Annotated in this window: 13 protein-coding genes and 2 pseudogenes; 14 read left to right on the top strand and 1 reads right to left on the bottom strand. The window is 31.8% G+C overall.

Going from position 1 to position 17,876, the window contains the following annotated elements; genetic code table 11:
- Positions 1 to 64: 64 nt before the first annotated feature.
- A complete protein-coding gene (gene ctlX / locus ACHRV0_RS19860; RefSeq protein WP_395442206.1) occupies positions 65 to 1,000 on the top strand; it encodes a citrulline utilization hydrolase CtlX in 936 nt (311 codons plus the stop codon).
- 79 nt (positions 1,001 to 1,079) lie between these two features.
- On the opposite strand, the gene ACHRV0_RS19855 is transcribed toward ctlX, so the two are convergent.
- On the bottom strand, positions 1,080 to 1,709 hold the full coding sequence (locus ACHRV0_RS19855) for a MarC family NAAT transporter (protein ID WP_129023601.1): 630 nt from the start codon (positions 1,707 to 1,709) through the stop codon (positions 1,080 to 1,082).
- Positions 1,710 to 1,862: 153 nt separating this feature from the next.
- Between ACHRV0_RS19855 and ACHRV0_RS19850 the strand changes: the two genes are divergently transcribed.
- The 13 genes and pseudogenes from ACHRV0_RS19850 to ACHRV0_RS19790 all read left to right on the top strand — a co-directional run bounded on the left by ACHRV0_RS19850 (position 1,863) and on the right by ACHRV0_RS19790 (position 17,874).
- Complete coding sequence (locus tag ACHRV0_RS19850; RefSeq protein WP_089055315.1) at positions 1,863 to 2,228, top strand: CoA-binding protein; 366 nt, start codon at positions 1,863 to 1,865, stop codon at positions 2,226 to 2,228.
- A gap of 159 nt (positions 2,229 to 2,387) precedes the next feature.
- Positions 2,388 to 3,008, top strand: a complete 621-nt coding sequence (recR, locus tag ACHRV0_RS19845) for a recombination mediator RecR (protein ID WP_395442205.1) — start codon at positions 2,388 to 2,390, stop codon at positions 3,006 to 3,008.
- A gap of 65 nt (positions 3,009 to 3,073) precedes the next feature.
- Positions 3,074 to 3,865 (top strand): polysaccharide biosynthesis/export family protein, encoded by a 792-nt coding sequence (locus ACHRV0_RS19840; RefSeq protein ID WP_395442204.1) that lies wholly within the window; start codon positions 3,074 to 3,076, stop codon positions 3,863 to 3,865.
- A 15-nt stretch (positions 3,866 to 3,880) separates the two neighbouring features.
- Positions 3,881 to 6,331, top strand: a complete 2,451-nt coding sequence (locus ACHRV0_RS19835) for a polysaccharide biosynthesis tyrosine autokinase (RefSeq protein WP_395442203.1) — start codon at positions 3,881 to 3,883, stop codon at positions 6,329 to 6,331.
- A gap of 9 nt (positions 6,332 to 6,340) precedes the next feature.
- A pseudogene (locus tag ACHRV0_RS19830) lies at positions 6,341 to 7,325 on the top strand (SDR family oxidoreductase).
- A gap of 22 nt (positions 7,326 to 7,347) precedes the next feature.
- Entirely contained in the window at positions 7,348 to 8,739 is a 1,392-nt protein-coding gene (locus ACHRV0_RS19825) for a UDP-glucose 6-dehydrogenase (RefSeq protein ID WP_395442202.1), read from the top strand.
- A gap of 85 nt (positions 8,740 to 8,824) precedes the next feature.
- Entirely contained in the window at positions 8,825 to 9,289 is a 465-nt protein-coding gene (locus ACHRV0_RS19820; protein ID WP_395442201.1) for a UpxY family transcription antiterminator, read from the top strand.
- Positions 9,290 to 9,561: 272 nt separating this feature from the next.
- Positions 9,562 to 10,874 (top strand): annotated as a pseudogene (locus tag ACHRV0_RS19815) (nucleotide sugar dehydrogenase).
- Between the two features lie 27 nt (positions 10,875 to 10,901).
- Positions 10,902 to 11,909: a mannose-1-phosphate guanylyltransferase gene (locus ACHRV0_RS19810; protein ID WP_395442200.1), complete on the top strand. Its 1,008-nt coding sequence runs from the start codon at positions 10,902 to 10,904 to the stop codon at positions 11,907 to 11,909.
- 5 nt (positions 11,910 to 11,914) lie between these two features.
- Positions 11,915 to 12,961, top strand: coding sequence for a dTDP-glucose 4,6-dehydratase (gene rfbB, locus ACHRV0_RS19805; RefSeq protein WP_395442199.1), 1,047 nt, complete (start codon positions 11,915 to 11,917; stop codon positions 12,959 to 12,961).
- A gap of 51 nt (positions 12,962 to 13,012) precedes the next feature.
- Positions 13,013 to 15,451 carry an SLBB domain-containing protein gene (locus tag ACHRV0_RS19800; protein ID WP_395442198.1) on the top strand — a complete coding sequence of 813 codons (2,439 nt, stop codon included), beginning with the start codon at positions 13,013 to 13,015 and terminating at the stop codon, positions 15,449 to 15,451.
- A gap of 25 nt (positions 15,452 to 15,476) precedes the next feature.
- Positions 15,477 to 16,544 carry a Wzz/FepE/Etk N-terminal domain-containing protein gene (locus tag ACHRV0_RS19795; RefSeq protein WP_395442197.1) on the top strand — a complete coding sequence of 356 codons (1,068 nt, stop codon included), beginning with the start codon at positions 15,477 to 15,479 and terminating at the stop codon, positions 16,542 to 16,544.
- A 34-nt stretch (positions 16,545 to 16,578) separates the two neighbouring features.
- Positions 16,579 to 17,874, top strand: coding sequence for a nucleotide sugar dehydrogenase (locus ACHRV0_RS19790; protein WP_395442196.1), 1,296 nt, complete (start codon positions 16,579 to 16,581; stop codon positions 17,872 to 17,874).
- Positions 17,875 to 17,876: the final 2 nt, after the last annotated feature.

Raw genomic sequence — 17,876 nt, 5'->3', positions numbered from 1 at the left:
CGTTTTAAATTTCAGGTTTCAAGTTTTTCTTAACCTGACATAAAACCTGAAACAAAATATAAAAATGAAACAAACAACAAATGCAATTGTGATGATTCGGCCGGTTGCGTTCAGAATGAATGAGCAAACTGCTGTAAATAATTATTATCAAAAAGTGTTAGATGGACTTTTACCAAGTACAGTAAACGCAAAAGCACAACAAGAGTTTGATGCTTTTGTAGAAAAACTTAGAGCAGTAGGAGTCGATGTTACAGTTATAGAGGATACTTTAGAAACTGATACTCCAGATAGTATTTTTCCAAACAACTGGGTTTCGTTTCATGAAAATGGCGATGTCGCACTTTATCCTATGTTTGCTGAAAATCGCCGTCAGGAACGTCGCGAAGATATTTTAGATATCCTTGAAGAAAAGGGATTTGAAATTTCTAATATAATGGATTACACTTCTGCAGAAGATGATGGTTATTTTTTAGAGGGAACTGGAAGTCTACTTTTAGATCGTGCCAATGCAAAAGCATATTGTGCTTTATCTCCTCGCGCTGATGAAGAATTGTTTATAGAATTCTGTGAAGATTTTGATTATGCTCCCGTAATTTTTGAAGCATTCCAAACTGTTGACGGTGAACGCAAGTTAATTTATCATACTAATGTTATGATGTGTTTGGGAGAAACCTTTGCTGTAATTTGCGCGGATTCTATAGATGATAAAAAAGAGCGTAAAATGGTTCTTGAGAATTTGAAAGCTGATAAAAAAGAAATCATTTTAATTACAGAAGCTCAAGTGAATAATTTTGCAGGCAATATGTTAGAAGTTAGAGGAACAAACGATAAGAAATATATCGTAATGAGTGCTTCGGCACATCAGAGTTTAACTCCTAAGCAAATTGAGCAATTAGAGAAGCATGCAGAGATTTTAAGTTCTAGTTTAGATACCATTGAAGCTTGCGGTGGTGGAAGTGCACGATGTATGATGGCTGAAGTGTTTTTGCCAAGAGAATAAAAATTACCTTAAAGTTAAAAAAAAGGGATAAAAACAGTTTTTGTTTTTATCCCTTTTTTGATGTATTTCAAGCCGAAAGTTACATTAGATTTCCTTTTACAATGTTTATTATTGAGCTTACAATATATTGAATTCCGATCGAGATAACTATAAAACCTACAATTCTTGAGATTGCTACAATTCCTGATGCGCCAAGTATTCGTGCTAGATAATGTGCGCTTTTTAAAATTAAAAAAATGGCAACGGCAATTGCTAGAATAGCTAGACATGAAATGATAATTTCTGTCATTTCCTGATGTTCTTGATAAAATGCAATTAATAATGAAATGGAACCTGGGCCAGCAAGCATCGGAATTGCTAATGGAGTAAGTGCAACATCGTTTCTTTGTTGGGCATCGGTTTCAACTTTTTTGTTGATTCCTCGTTTTTTATTAATTTTTCCAGAAAGTAATGAAAATCCCGAGTTTACAATCACAATACCTCCAGCAATCCGAAGCGCATCAATGCTGATTCCAAAAAAGCTTAAGACATATTGACCAATAAAAAAGGAAACGATTAAAATGATAAAAACATTTATTGCAGTCCATAGCGAAATCCGAGAACGCTCCTCTTGAGTATCATGCTGCGTTAAGCCAACAAAAATTGGAACAGTACCAATTGGGTTTAATACAGAAAAAAGAGCGGCAAATAAATAAATGAATAAATCCATATAGTGTGGGTTAGTGGAGTAAAAATAATCAAAATTTGGTATTCTGAAACATAATAACATTATGATATTGTTTTTAATAGTAGTAATTCTAAATCAATATCATAAAGCTAAGCTCATTCTTTTTAATTACTTTTGTGTCCTATTTTAAATTCAATGAAAAACAAAAAAACATTAGTTCTGGGAGCAACTACAAAACCAGAACGTTACGCTTTTAAAGCGATAAATATGCTCGTTCAAAAAGGACATACCGTTTTAGCAATTGGTCAAAATACTGGTGAAGTTGCGGGTGTGAAAATTTATACTAAAGCTATACCTGTTAAGAATATAGATACAGTTACACTTTATTTAAATCCTGCTCGTCAGCGCGATTATTATAATTATATTATCGAAGCGCAGCCGAAAAGAGTAGTTTTTAATCCTGGAACCGAAAATCCTGAATTGTATCAATTGTTAGAATTAAATAATATAAAAGCAGAAGTTGCTTGTACATTAGTTTTATTGGCTACAAATCAATACTAGTTTTTTTTAGTGCTTAATAGAGTTGTTTAACGTTTTAACTCTGACCATCTTTGGTATGTTGTTTATCTGAGACGTAAAGAATATTAGAAAAGTTAATAGATATTCATAAATATCGGATTTAGTTTTTCCAAAAATTACTAAACCATTACTTTTGTTATCATGGAATTTTCATCAAAATTAATAGAAAAAGCAGTCAATGAAATGTCGCAATTGCCGGGAATAGGTAAGCGCACGGCATTGCGATTGGTACTTCATTTATTAAAGCAGCCTAAAGAGCAGACAGGCTTTTTGTCTCAAGCTTTGATAAATATGCGTGAGGATATTAAATTTTGTGAAAGTTGTCATAATATTTCTGATACAAAGGTTTGTGAAATTTGTGCAAATCAGCTGAGAAACCATCAGACAATTTGTGTAGTCGAAGATATTCGCGACGTTATGGCAATTGAAAATACGGGACAATATAAAGGGATCTATCATGTATTAGGCGGTAAAATTTCTCCAATCGAAGGAGTTGGACCTAGTCAGTTGAATATTTCTAGTTTAGTTGAAAAAGTAAAAGCAGGAAAAGTAGCTGAAATTATTTTTGCCTTGAGTTCTACGATGGAAGGAGACACAACGAATTTTTATATTTATAAACAAATTGCCGATTCAGAAATCGTTTTGTCAACAATTGCAAGAGGAATATCTGTTGGAGATGAATTGGAATACGCCGATGAGATTACACTAGGCAGAAGTATTTTGCATCGAGTTCCGTTCGAAAAAACATTTAAAAATAATTAAGTTAATTCTTGTTAATTTTATTGATAAAATTGTAGGAAGAGCTATATTTGTTGATAAAAAAAATAATGACAAGAAAGTTCTTTTATATATTGTTAATGTTGAATGTGTTATTTACGTCTTGTATTCCTGTAAAAGACCTTACTTATCTGCAAGATAAAAACACATCTATTGAACAAAGTAAAGTTGCAGTTGTAGAATCAAAACCTTATAGGTTGCAAGTAAATGATATTTTAAAAATTAACATAAAAGCAATTGATCCTAAACTGGTGTCGATTTTTAATACAACCGAAAATAATGTGGATGCTGTAAAATCTGAGTCATCGTTGTATTTTGATGGTTTTACTGTTGATGATCATGGGAATATCCGAATGCCTATATTGGGAGAAATTAATGTAATAGGTTATACTCTGGAAGAAGTTCGAATTAAAATCGAAAAACAACTGCTTGAAGAGTATTTTAAAATTGCTGCCAATATTTTTGTAACCGTAAAATTAGCAGGTTTTAGATACACTATAAATGGTGAAGTGGGAAGTACAGGAACAAAGACATTATTTCAAGATCATGTAAATATCATGGAGGCTATTGCTAATTCAGGAGATATTACAACTGTTGGAAACAGAAAATCAGTAACCGTTATTCGTCAGACTCCAACAGGTGTTCAGATGAATGATATTGATTTGACGGATAAAAACGTAATGAAGTCGCCTTATTATTATTTACAGCCTAATGATTACATATATGTCAAGCCGTTAAAACAAAAAACTTGGGGAACTGGTCAAACAGGAATACAATCTATTGGAACAATTATTACCTTATTGTCATTGGCAACTACGGTTTATTTAATTATAAAAAATTAAAACTTAATTCAGTAGATGCTAGATGTAAAAGATTTTTCCATTTTTGAGAATCATACAAGTTTTGATTTTAAAGATTTTTTGTTAAAAATTGCAAGTTATTGGAAGTGGTTTTTGGCTAGTTTAATAATTGCTTTCACAATTGCATATCAGGTTAATATTCGAAAAGAAAAAATATACGAATTAGAGACAATGATCTCTATTAAGGAAGAAAGAAATCCCTTTTTTACTTCAAATACAAGTTTGGTATTTAATTGGGGAGGTATTTCGGATCAGGTCAATGGAGTTTCCACAGTCCTGCTGTCAAGATCGCATAATGAGCTGGTTGTTGATAAACTGCAGTTTTATATTGACTATTTAGAACAAGGAAAATACAATTTAATAGATTCTTATGGTACTGTTTCTTTTTATGTAAGTATTGATAAAACGAAAGGACAGCTTGCTAATACTTTAATAGGAATTAAATTTTTAAGCGAGACGGAATATCAAATTGAAATTCCTTTTGAAAATAATTCAGTTTCATTAATTACATACTCTAATAATTCTTACGGAACTACCTCTGTGGAGCCAGTTACATTTGTAAAAAAATATAAAGTTGGAGAACAGGTAGCTTTGCCTTTTTTAAATTGGAAATTACAAATTAATGACAACCCAGGTTTTTATAAAGAAAAAAAATATTTTGTAAAGTTTAGTGACTTTGACGGTACGGTATCAAATTATAAAAGAATAAGCATTGATAGTGATAAAGGCGGCGGTTCTATATTGACCTTAGGGATGCAGGGTACAAATAAAGCAAGAATGGTTGAATATTTAAATTCGACAGTGAAAATGTTGATTAAAATGCAGCTCGATGCTAAAAATCAATTTGCTAACAATACAATAGCTTTTATTGATAGTACGCTTGTTGCAATGGAACTTCAATTGAAAGAAACGGGTAATGAATTAAAATCTTTTAGAAAAGATAAAAATATATATAATATTGAAGACGGCGGGGTAAAAGTCTCAAATAAAATAATGGATTTTGATGTTGAAAAAGATCAAGTCACCAGAAAAATCTCTTATTATAATTCTTTAAAAACGTATTTGAACAATAGTACTGATTATTCAAAGCTTCCAGCTCCTTCAGTTGCTGGAATCGAAGACCCGAATATTGTTGCTAATATTTCAAAGCTTATTATGCTCTCGACACAGCGTTCAGAAATGGCGTATGCAGTAAAAAGTGATAAGATTTTTAAAGATTTTGATAATCAAATGCAGGCCGTAAAAAGTGTTTTGCTTGAAAATGTATCATCTGCAAAAGCTTTATTGTTAAATGATTTGGCGTTAGTAAATACTAAAATAAGTCAAGCTGAAAGTGCTGTAAAAAGACTTCCTGAAGAGCAACAGGAATTGTTGAAAATTAAAAGGAAATACGATTTAAATGATAATATTTATACTGAATTTCTGCAAAAAAGAAATGAAGCAGAAATTGTAAAAGCATCAAATTTATCAGATATTCATTTTATTGACCCGGCAAAAGATATTGGCGAAGGATTAATTGGTCCAAAAACTTCAGCAAATTATATATTAGCATTGTTTTTAGGTATATTGATTCCTTTATTATTTTTGTTGGGGATTTTTTTTGTGAACAATTCTATTCAAAACATTGAGGATATTAGTAAATTGACAATTATTCCGATAATTGGGATTATAGGAGTTAATAAAGACGCTGTAAATCTAGCGGTTTTTGATAAACCAAAATCTGCTCTATCAGAAGCTTTCAGAGGAATTCGCTCTTCATTACAGTTTTTGTATAAAAAGCAACAAGTAAGTGGTTCGAAAACACTGATGGTTACTTCGTCTATAAGTGGTGAAGGAAAAACATTTTGCTCGATAAATATTGCGACAGTATTTGCATTAAGCGAAAAGAAAACAGTTATTGTTGGTTTGGATTTAAGAAAACCGAAATTGGCTGATGAGTTTAATTTAGAGAATATTCAGTTGGGTGTAGTAAGTTATTTAATAAAACAAAATACACTTGATGAAATTGTAAATAAAACGCAAATCGCAAATTTAGATGTAATTCTTTCAGGGCCTATTCCGCCAAATCCTTCTGAGTTGATTTTAAGTGATTCAATGAAGGAATTGATTGAGGAGTTAAAGAAAAAGTACGATTACATTATTCTAGACACGCCTCCTGTTGGTTTGGTATCAGATGCTCTAGAATTAGTTCAATATGCTGATGTTACTTTGTATATTGTCAGACAAAACTATACTAAAAAAGATATGATTACGTTGCTGAATAATAGAATCGAAAGAGGTGAGATAAGTAACGCTAGTATTATTTTAAACAGCTACGAAAATAAGGCTAAATATGGTTCAACATATGGATATGGTTACGGCTATGGTGCTTATGCCAATGGATATCATGATGAAGATAAGAAGAATGGAATTTGGAGTGCAATTTCTAATAAATTTAAGAAAAAATAATTATAGCATATGAAAACTACAGGTCAAAATACAATTTTAATAACAGGTGGAGCGGGTTTTATTGGCTCAAATTTGTCTGAGTATTTCTTAGGGCTGGGACATAAGGTAGTTTGTTTAGATAATTTTTCGACAGGCCACCGAAATAATCTTAAAGATTTTTTAGAGAACCCAAACTTCAGATTAATCGAAGGAGATATTAGGAATATTGCAGATTGTAATTTGGCAGTTGCGGGAGTTGATTATGTTTTGCATCAAGCAGCACTAGGTTCTGTTCCAAGGTCAATAAACGATCCAAGTTGCCATAAATGATGTAAATGTTTTTGGTTTTTTAAATATGTTAGTTGCTTCTCGAGATGCAAAAGTAAAACGTTTTATTTATGTGGCAAGCTCTTCTACATATGGAGACTCTGAAGGTCTTCCAAAAGTTGAAGATGTCATTGGGAAGCCATTATCTCCGTATGCAATCACTAAATATGTAAACGAGTTATATGCAGAAATTTTTAGTAAAACATATGGTTTAGAAACTATCGGATTGCGTTATTTTAATGTTTTTGGAAGAAAACAAGATCTAGATGGTGCTTATGCGGCTGTTATACCTAAATTTGTGACCCAGTTAATGAATTATGATAGCCCAGTAATTAATGGTGATGGTAATTATTCACGAGATTTTACCTATATTGATAATGTAATTCAGATGAATGAATTGGCCATGACGACGCAGGATGAAAAGGCTTTAAATACAGTTTATAATACAGCTTTTGGAGATCGCAATACATTGAATGATTTGGTTAAGTATTTAAAAGAATATTTGTCTGAGTTTGATGCCAAGATTGCTGATGTTGAAATTGTATATGGAGTAAATAGAGCGGGTGATATACCTCATTTATTAGCCAGTATAGAAAAAGCAAAGAACATATTAGGATATAATCCAAAATTCTCTTTGCAACAAGGATTAAAAGAAGCAGTAAGCTGGTATTGGAATAATTTAAAATAAAATATAGAAAATAGAATAGTAAATGGAAGTTACGAAAATTTGCTGCATTGGCGCTGGATATGTAGGAGGGCCTACAATGGCTGTAATTGCACAAAAATGTCCACATATTCAAGTTACAGTTGTTGATTTGAACGAACAAAGAATTAAAGATTGGAATGATCCAAATACAGATAATATTCCAATTTATGAACCAGGGCTTTCGGCAATTGTTGCTGAAGCCAGAGGAAGAAATCTTTTCTTTTCCACAGAAGTTGAAAGAGCAATTGATGAAGCTCAGGTTATTTTTATCTCTGTAAATACACCTACAAAAACCTATGGTAAGGGTAAAGGAATGGCGGCCGATTTAAAGTATATTGAATTATGCGCCAGACAAATTGCAAAGGTGGCTAAGCAAAATAAAATAGTGGTAGAAAAGTCTACTTTGCCAGTTCGAACAGCCGAAGCAATAAAAAGTATTTTAGATAATACAGGAAATGGAGTTCAGTTTCAAATATTGTCAAATCCTGAGTTTTTAGCTGAGGGAACAGCTGTTACAGATTTATTAAATCCAGATCGAATTTTAATTGGAGGAGATACGACTGCAGAAGGTCAAGCTGCAATTAATGCTCTTGTAGATGTTTATGCAAATTGGGTAAGTAAAGACAAGATTTTAACGACAAATGTTTGGTCGTCAGAATTGTCTAAGTTAACAGCAAATGCATTTTTAGCACAACGTATTTCGTCAATAAATGCAATGTCAGAGCTATGTGAAAAAACAGGTGCGGATGTTAATGAAGTTGCAAGAGCAATTGGTAAGGACAGCCGAATTGGATCAAAATTTCTTAAAGCATCAGTTGGTTTTGGAGGTTCTTGTTTTCAAAAAGATATTTTGAACTTGGTTTATATCGCAAAGTCGTACGGCTTAAATGAAGTAGCAGATTATTGGGAGCAGGTTATTATTATGAATGATCATCAAAAAAGAAGATTTTCAAATAAAATTGTTCAAACACTATACAATACAGTTGCAGACAAGAAAATTGCATTTTTAGGCTGGGCATTCAAGAAAGATACCAATGATACTCGAGAATCTGCGGCTATTTATGTGGCAGATGACTTAATTAATGAACAAGCCAAAATTTCAGTTTTTGATCCTAAAGTTTCAGAAAGCAAAATGTTGAGCGATTTAAATTATCTAGAAACAAGAACTGAAGAAGAAAACAAAAGTGCTTTAACTGTTTTTGGTGATGCTTACGAAGCTTGCAAAGGAGCGCATGCTATTGCGGTTTTAACTGAATGGGATGAATTTACAGCTTACAATTGGCAGAGAATTTATGATTCTATGCATAAGCCTGCTTTTGTTTTTGATGGTAGGAATATATTAAATGCAAAAGAATTAGAAGCAATCGGATTTATTTATAAAGGAATTGGTTCTTAATTGAATATTGAAATTAAAGTAAGAATAAAAGAAAATGAATATAAATGTTGGTTTTGAATATTTTGTTTCAGTTTAAAGAAAAAATATGAATTGGTACGTAGTATATACAAAACCTAAATGGGAAAAAAAGGTAGCAGAAAAGCTCACTCAAATTGGAATTGAGTGTTATTGTCCTATAATTACTCAAGTAAAACAATGGTCAGATAGAAAGAAGAAAGTTGAAGTGCCACTTTTTAATTCGTATGTTTTTGTACAATTAAAAGAAGGTGATCGCAATTCTGTTTTTCAAATTGCAGGAGTAGTCAGGTATTTGTTTTGGCTGGGTAAACCGGCTATTGTTAGGGATGAGGAAATTAAAAGTATTAAGGATAGTCTTAAGGCTACTAATATTGCTGAAGTTTCTGTGAGTTCAATTCAAGTTGGAGACCGTATAAAGTTGGAATCTGGGGCTTTTAGCAATCAAAGTGCTATAGTTCAAGAAGTATCTAATACCCATTATATTTTGGTTCTTGAAGCTTTAGGTTGTGTATTGAAGATTAAGTACAAATAGAACAGGTTATAAATTAAGCAATCAAATACTGAAAAGCGGGAGTTGAAACTTCAAAAATGAAGTTTTATCTTCTGCTTTTTTTGAAATAGAATTTCTTACAGGTTGATTTGTAGGTATTTGAAAAGTGGTGTGGTTTTTTATTTGTCAGATTTATTAGTATTACGGGAAACCGTATTGAATAAATTGACTTATTATCTTATATTTGCCGAAAATGAAATTAGAATATCTGTGCCAAAACTATGTGGTTCAGAGTGGCGAAGCCGTGATTTGTGATGAATGAAACTTATAAAAAAGGAGTAGAATTGGAAGAAAACATAAAAATAGCTGTTATCGGTTTAGGTTATGTTGGCTTGCCACTGGCTAGACTATTTGCTACAAAATACTCAGTTGTTGGGTTTGATATAAACAAATCAAGGGTTGAAAGTTTAAACTCAGGAATTGATTCAACTTTGGAAGTCGATGTTGATGCTTTAAAAAAAGTACTGTTAGATAAACCTTCTAATGAAATTGGTCTATTCTGCACAGACTCACTCGAGGATATTTCAAATTGTAATTATTTCATTGTAACTGTTCCTACTCCAGTCGATAAAAATAATCGTCCAGATTTAACACCATTATATAAGTCAAGCGAGTCGGTTGGTAAAGTGTTAAAAAAAGGAGATGTTGTAATCTACGAATCGACAGTTTATCCGGGTGTTACCGAAGAACAATGTGTTCCGGTTTTAGAAAAAATCTCTGGATTAAAATTTAATAAAGATTTCTTCGCAGGATATTCACCAGAAAGAATTAATCCTGGAGACAAAGAGCATACTGTTGAAAAAATTTTAAAAGTAACTTCAGGTTCAACACCTGAAATTGGCTTGAAAGTTGATGCCCTTTACAAATCTGTAATTACGGCAGGTACACACTTAGCTCCATCTATTAAAGTTGCAGAATCAGCTAAGGTTATCGAAAATTCCCCAAGAGATGTAAATATTGCATTTGTTAATGAATCAGCCAAAATATTCAATTTAATGAATATTGATGCACAAGAAGTATTGGTCGCAGCAGTAACAAAATAGAATTTTTGCAATTTAAACTAGGACTTGTAGGTGGTCACTATATTGGTGTAGATTCTTACTATTTAGCGCAAAGAGCGCAAGAATTTGGATGTCATGCTGAAATAATTTTGGCATGACGACGTTTAAATAGCAGTATTGAAGAATATATTGCTTCACAAATTGTGAAGTTAATGATAAAAAAAGGTATTTCTGTTAACGGAGCAAGCCTTTTAATGCTTGGAATTACGTTTAAAGAAAATTGTCCTGATGTTCGGAACACAAAGATTGTTGATGTTGTAAAGGCATTAAAAGAATACGGAATAGTAATTACAATTTTCGACCCTTTAGCTAATATTGAAGAGGTCGAGAAAGAATATAAATTAGAAACTATAGATTCTTTGCCGACAGAGAAATTTGATGCTATTATTTTAGGTGTCGCACATGCTGCATTTTTAGAATTAAATTTCTCAGAATTGCAAAAGGATAATAGTTTAATATATGATGTAAAAGGAATCTTAGGTACTTTAGCTGACAATAGGTTATAGTTAAGATTCTTTTTTATTAAGAGAAAAATGGAAGCAAGTAATTCGATTATACATGTGATTTTGACTGGCGGAGTGGGAAGTAGATTATGGCCTCTTTCTCGTAAAAGCCAGCCAAAACAATATTTGGAAATATTTGAAGGGAAATCTTTATTCGAAATGACAGTAGAAAGAAATAGTCATTTAGCAGATAAAGTAATGGTAGTAGGAAATGTTGATAATCATCATTTGAGTGGTAAGGTTATGGATAAAACTAAAACATCTTACTTGAATATTGTGGAAGCGACTCCAAGAAATACTGGCGCAGCTATTGCTTTTGCTGCATTCGCATCAAAACCAGAAGATGTATTAATTGTAACTCCTTCGGATCATATTATCGATCAGAATGATAGTTATAATAAAGCGATTAATGAAGCAATTTTAAAAGCCCAAGAAGGTTTTATTGTTACGTTTGGGATTATTCCAACTAAACCAGAAACAGGATACGGTTATATAGAATCAAAAGGAGACGAAGTAATTTCTTTTCGTGAAAAACCAAATGAAAGAACTGCGAAAGAATTTATTGCACGAGGTAATTTCTTATGGAATAGTGGTATGTTCTGTTTTAAAGCAGGAGTTCTTTTGGAAGAACTGGAGCAATTTCAACCTGAGGTGTATGAAAAATCTAAAGTTGCTTGGGATTCTAACAAAGACGGTTTTTTAGATTTAGATCTATCAATGCAAATTCCATCGATAAGTATTGATTATGCAGTAATGGAACGAAGTAAAAAAATTAAAGTAGTTCCAGCTTCTTTTTCATGGTCAGATTTGGGGTCATTTGAATCTGTTTATGAATATCTCGTGTTAAAAGGACATCCAATCGATGCTAATGGAAATATGACTATTGGATGTAATACTTATACAACTTTTTTGGGATTGAGGAATACCATATTTGTACACACTGATACAGCGAATCTAATTTTGCAGAAGGAAAATTCGCAAGATGTTAAAGATGTCTATAATGAATTAGAAAGACAAAATTCAGATTTATTAAATTAAATAAAATGAAAAAAATTCTTATAACTGGCGGTGCTGGTTTTATAGGCTCTCATGTAGTAAGGCGTTTTGTAACTAAATATCCAGAATATCAAGTTTATAATTTGGATGCTTTGACTTATGCTGGGAATCTTGAGAATGTAAAAGATATTGAGGATAAATCTAATTATACTTTTGTAAAAGGTGATATTGTGGATGAAAGTTTCATTAGCGAACTTTTTAGACTTCATAATTTTGATGGAGTTCTACATCTAGCTGCAGAATCACACGTTGATCGCTCAATTGAAGATCCTTTAGCATTTGTAAAAACAAATGTTATTGGTACAATGAATTTGTTAAACGCGGCAAAAAAACAATGGAAAGGAAGTTTTGAAGGAAAAAGATTTTATCATATTAGTACAGATGAGGTCTATGGTTCATTAGGATTGGAGGGACTTTTTACTGAAAAGACTTCTTATGATCCAAATTCTCCTTATTCTGCTTCAAAGGCAAGTTCTGATCATTTTGTTAGAGCGTACGGTGAAACATATGACCTACCTTATGTTCTAACAAACTGTTCGAATAACTATGGTTCTTATCAATTTCCTGAAAAATTGATTCCACTTTTTATTAATAATATCATAAATAATCAGCCACTTCCAGTTTATGGTGACGGTAATTATACTCGTGATTGGCTATTCGTAGAAGATCATGCTATTGCAATAGATCTTGTTTTTCATGAAGGAAAAAATCATGAAACTTATAATATTGGGGGATTTAATGAATGGAAAAATATTGACTTAGTTAGACTGTTATGTGAAATAATGGATCAAAAATTAGGAAGAGAAAAAGGAACTTCCCAAAATTTAATTACGTATGTAAAAGATAGACCAGGCCATGATCTACGTTACGCAATTGATGCTTCAAAAATTAATAAGGAATTAGGATGGGAACCTTCTGTAACTTTTGAGGAGGGACTAGAGAAAACAATTAACTGGTATTTAGCTAATGAAGAGTGGCTTCAAAATGTCACTTCAGGTACTTACAAAGATTACTACAAAAAGCAATATTCATAATAAAGGCAATTTATTTAGACCAAATTTTTTAAGGTTAAATTATAATTAAAAATGAAAAAAATTACACACGTTCTTATTCTATTCTTTGTCCTATTAGTATCATTTAATGTTAAGGCACAAGATATACTTAAGTCAAAGGATTTAAGTACTATTAAAGTTGATTATTTGTCGGATGATGATTTAGCTAAAATTAGTGCTCAGCTAAAGAGCAATAATGCAAGTATTGATCAAGTAGAACCCATGGCATTATCAAAAGGTATGAGCCAAATTGAATTTAATAAGCTTAAAGTTAAACTTACTGAATTTGAGAAGAAAAACTCTAAAGGGGAAGCAAAGGATAAAGAGAATAAATCAAAAAGTGGGAGCAAAGATATTGAGTTTGGAAGAAAACAGGAAAAAATTAAAAATGAAAAAGTAAAAGATTCTGTAAATGCATTAATTTTTGGTTCCGAACTATTTGATAATCCAACTTTAAATTTTGAACCAGATTTAAAATTAGCAACTCCCATGAATTATATTCTAGGGCCTGGAGATGAATTACAAGTTAGTGTATATGGAGTTCAAGAATATAACGCTAGTATACCAGTAAGTGTAGAAGGGAAAGTAACTATTGATTATGTTGGGCAAATTGCAGTTTCAGGAATGTCAATAGAAGCAGCCACTCAAAAAATAAAGACGGCTATAGCAAAAGTTTATAGTACGGTTCGATCTGGGCAATCACAAGTTAGCATTAGTCTGAGCCAAATTAGAACAATAAAAGTAACTATTGTTGGAGGCAAGCAGCCAGGTAATTATTCTATTTCTTCTTTAGCAACAGTTTATAATGCTCTACATTTAGCAGGAGGTCCAGGAAAAAATGGAAGCTATAGAAATATTGAATTAATACGAAATAATAAGGTTTATAAAAATATTGACATCTATAAATTTCTAGTCAAAGGAGATCAATCAGATAACGTTAGCTTAAAAGAGAATGATGTAATTAGAATTCCAGCTTATAGTCAAAGAGTAACGGTTGAGGGTGAAGTAAAACGTCCAGGGGTTTTTGAAATGAAAAAAGGAGAAAAATTTTCTGATTTATTGAATTTTGCTTCTGGATTTAATGAATTTGCTTATACTGCATCGGTCAATGTCTTACAAAAGACAGGAAAGGAATTTAAAGTGCACGATATAAACGAAAGTGAATATAATACTTATCAACCACAATCTGGTGACGTTTTTAGAATTACTAAAATCTTAAATCGATTTGAAAATCGTATTAAAATTGAAGGAGCAGTTTTTAGGCCTGATTATTATTCTTATAGTGAAGGAATGCGAATTTCGGATCTTATTACAAGGGCAGAAGGTTTAAAAGAAGATGCATATACAAAAAGAGCTAGAATTATTCGTCTAAAAACAGATTTAACAACAGAGATTGTCAATGTAAATTTAAGCGCGGCTCTATCTGGTGATTTGAATGCGGATATTGAATTAAAGCGAGAAGACATTGTAACCGTTTATTCTATTCTAGATTTTAGGGAAGAATATAAAGTTACTATTGATGGGGAAGTTAAAAACCCTGGTGAATATGAATATTTCGAAAATTTAACTTTAAATGATTTAGTAGTTCAAGTAGGTGGTTTAACAGGTTCTGCATCTAAAAGGGTTGAGATTGCAAGGATGGTAAAATCAGATGAAATTGATGATGCTAATCCAAAACGAATTGAACTAGTTGAGCTTGAAATTACAGCTGACAATAATGAACAAGTTAAAAACTTTGTATTAAAACCTTTTGATGTCATAAATATTCGTAAAATGGCGGTATATGAAAAACCAGAAATGGTTACGGTAAGGGGGGCAGTAGGATATCCAGGAAAGTATGTTCTCGCAAATAAAAAAGAAAGCGTTTATAATATCGTTATGAGAGCTGGAGGTTTGACTTCTATCGCTAATTTAGATGGAATGAAAATTAAAAGACCAATTAAACAAGATCAGATTGATAAAATTGAAAGCATTGATCTTAATTTGTCTAAAAATGATACTCTAAAAGAAAAATTAACGAAAAAACTGAAAGAAGATTTAAAATTTGCAACTATACCTGTTGATTGGGAAAAAATTGTAAAGGATAAAAATCATTATTCAAACGTAACATTATTTCCTGGTGATGAAATTGAAGTTGCTGTCTACAATGAAGGAGTCAAGGTTACTGGAAATGTTTTGTTGACATCTGAAATTCCATACAGAGATGGAAAGGGATTCAAGTATTATTTGAATTCAGTTGGAGGTGTTGATAATAAAGGATGGAAGAAAAAAGCATATATAATTTACCCCAATGGTAAAGCAGCAGTTACAACTTCATTTTTGTTTTTTAGATCATATCCAACTGTTGCGCCTGACTCTCAAATTGTAGTTCCAGAAAAACCAGATACAAAGAAGATGTCTGCAGGAGAATGGGTTGGAATTGGTAGTGTAATTTCTAGTTTAGCATTATTAATTGTTACTGCTTTTAAATAATTTAGTTTTTAATATGGATAACAGAATGCAAATTGATAAGGAGGAAGTTTCTTTGAAAGAACTATTTTTAAAAGTAAAAGAATGGAGAGATTATTTACTCTCTAAATGGAAAATAATTATCGTTGCAAGTTTTTTTGGGGGAATTTTAGGGCTTTCTTATTCGTTTATTAAAAAACCTATTTACACGGCAACTTTGTCATTTGCATTAGAAGATGAGAAGGGAGGAGGTTCAGGTTTAGGTGGAGCTTTGGGAATAGCTAGTTCTTTAGGTTTAGATTTAGGCTCTGGTGGTGGTAGTATTTTTGCAGGATCTAATTTGACAGAATTATTCAAATCTAGATCTATGGTTGAAAAAACATTATTAAGACCTGTTTTGATTAATAATAAAAGAATTTCGCTAGCAGAAATGTATATAAGAGACAATGGATGGCGAGAAGAATGGATTAGTAATCCAAAATTAGCTTCAATTCAATTTTTGCCTAATGTTGGGCGTAAAGGATTTACAAGGGTCCATGATAGTGTATTAGGAGTAATTTATGAGAAAATTGCTAAAAACTCATTATCGGTTGCCCAAAGAGATAAAAAAATTGCCATTATAAACATGGATGTGTATTCGACAAATGAAATGTTTGCTTATTATTTTTGTGATGCTTTAGCAAAGGAAGTTGGAAGCTTCTATGTTGATACAAAAAGTAAAAAAGCACGTATGAATATGGAGATTCTACAAAGACAAACAGACTCTATTCGTGGAGAACTTAATGGTGCAATCAAGGGAGTAGCCGTCGCAAATGATAATACTTTCAATTTAAATCCAGCTTTAAATATACGTCGAACTCCATCTGTTCGAAGACAAGTTGATGTGCAAGCGAATACTGCAATATTAACGGAATTAGTTAAACAATCAGAATTAGCAAAAGTCACTTTACGCAGGGAGACACCATTGATTCAAGTTATTGATAGCCCTATTTTACCATTGAAAAAAGAAAAGTTTGGAAAAATAAGAGGATTGGTAACGGGGGGAGGGCTGGCTGGTTTTCTTGTTATTTTATACCTTACATTTGTAAGATTATTCAAGAATATTCAATTAGATTAAACTTTTAAATTTATAAGAAAAATATAAAAATATTATGTCAAAATTGTTAGAATCATTTATAGAAAAGAAAAAAATTATATCAGTTACTGGGCTAGGCTATGTTGGTTTGCCTCTTGCACTAGAATTTGCAAAACATTTTAAAGTTATAGGATTTGATATTAATGTTGCCAGAGTTGATCTGATGAAAAAAGGAATTGATCCATCAAAAGAGTTAAGTAAAAATGCTTTTGACGGATGTGATATTACATTTACTTCAGATGTTAATGATTTGAAAAAAGCTCACTTTCATATAGTTGGTGTGCCTACAGATATTGACGAAAATAAAGTTCCTAATTTAAACCCATTGTTAGGTGCTACTAAAAGCGTAGCTTCTGCTCTTAAAAAAGGAGATTATGTTGTTTATGAATCTACTGTTTATCCAGGTTGTACAGAAGAAGATTGTGTACCTATACTGGAATCTATTTCTGGACTTAAAGCAGGGGAAGATTTTAAATTTGGGTATAGTCCAGAAAGAATTGTTCCTGGTGACAAAGTAAAAACTTTGACTAATATTTTAAAGATAGTTTCTGGTAATGATGAAGAAGCTTTAGCTCTTATTTCAGAAATATATGGTTCTATTATAAAAGCAGGGTTGCATAAGGCAGAATCTATAAAAGTAGCAGAGGCAGCTAAAGTTATTGAGAATACTCAGCGTGATATTAATATTTCATTGATGAACGAGCTTGCAATAATTTTTGATAAAATGGGTATTGATACAAAATCCGTAATTGAAGCAGCTGGAACTAAATGGAATTTTCATAAATATCAGCCAGGATTAGTGGGGGGGCATTGTATTAGTGTGGATCCTTTTTATCTAATGCATAAAGCAAAACAAATAGGGATTGACCCTCAAGTGATTGCAGCAGGAAGAAGAGTCAACGATTTTATACCAAGCTTTATAGCTAAAAGAATTGTACAAGCTTTAATTGAGCAGGATAAAAATCCTGGAAAATCTAAAGCTTTAGTTATGGGGATAACTTTTAAAGAGGATGTTGCTGATATTAGAAATTCTAAAGTAGTTGATTTAGTTAAGGAATTAATGGATTACTCGATTCATGTACATGTTGTAGATCCTCATGGTTGTCCAAATGAATTATCTCATGAGTATGGTATTACATTGATTGAAGAGCCAGTTGGATTGTATGACATTATAGTCTTAGCAGTTGGACATAATGAATATATTCAAATGACTACTGAAGATTTTCAAAAACTTTCTAAGGATGAAATTTATATGTTCGATATAAAAGGTATGAAAGATCCAAAAGAATTTAAAAACTATTGGAGATTATAACT

The organism is Flavobacterium sp. FlaQc-30, from assembly GCF_044005885.1.
In the GTDB taxonomy this organism is placed as follows: domain Bacteria; phylum Bacteroidota; class Bacteroidia; order Flavobacteriales; family Flavobacteriaceae; genus Flavobacterium.
Note: the sequence above shows the minus strand (reverse complement) of the source record. Positions and strands in the feature narration are given on the sequence as shown.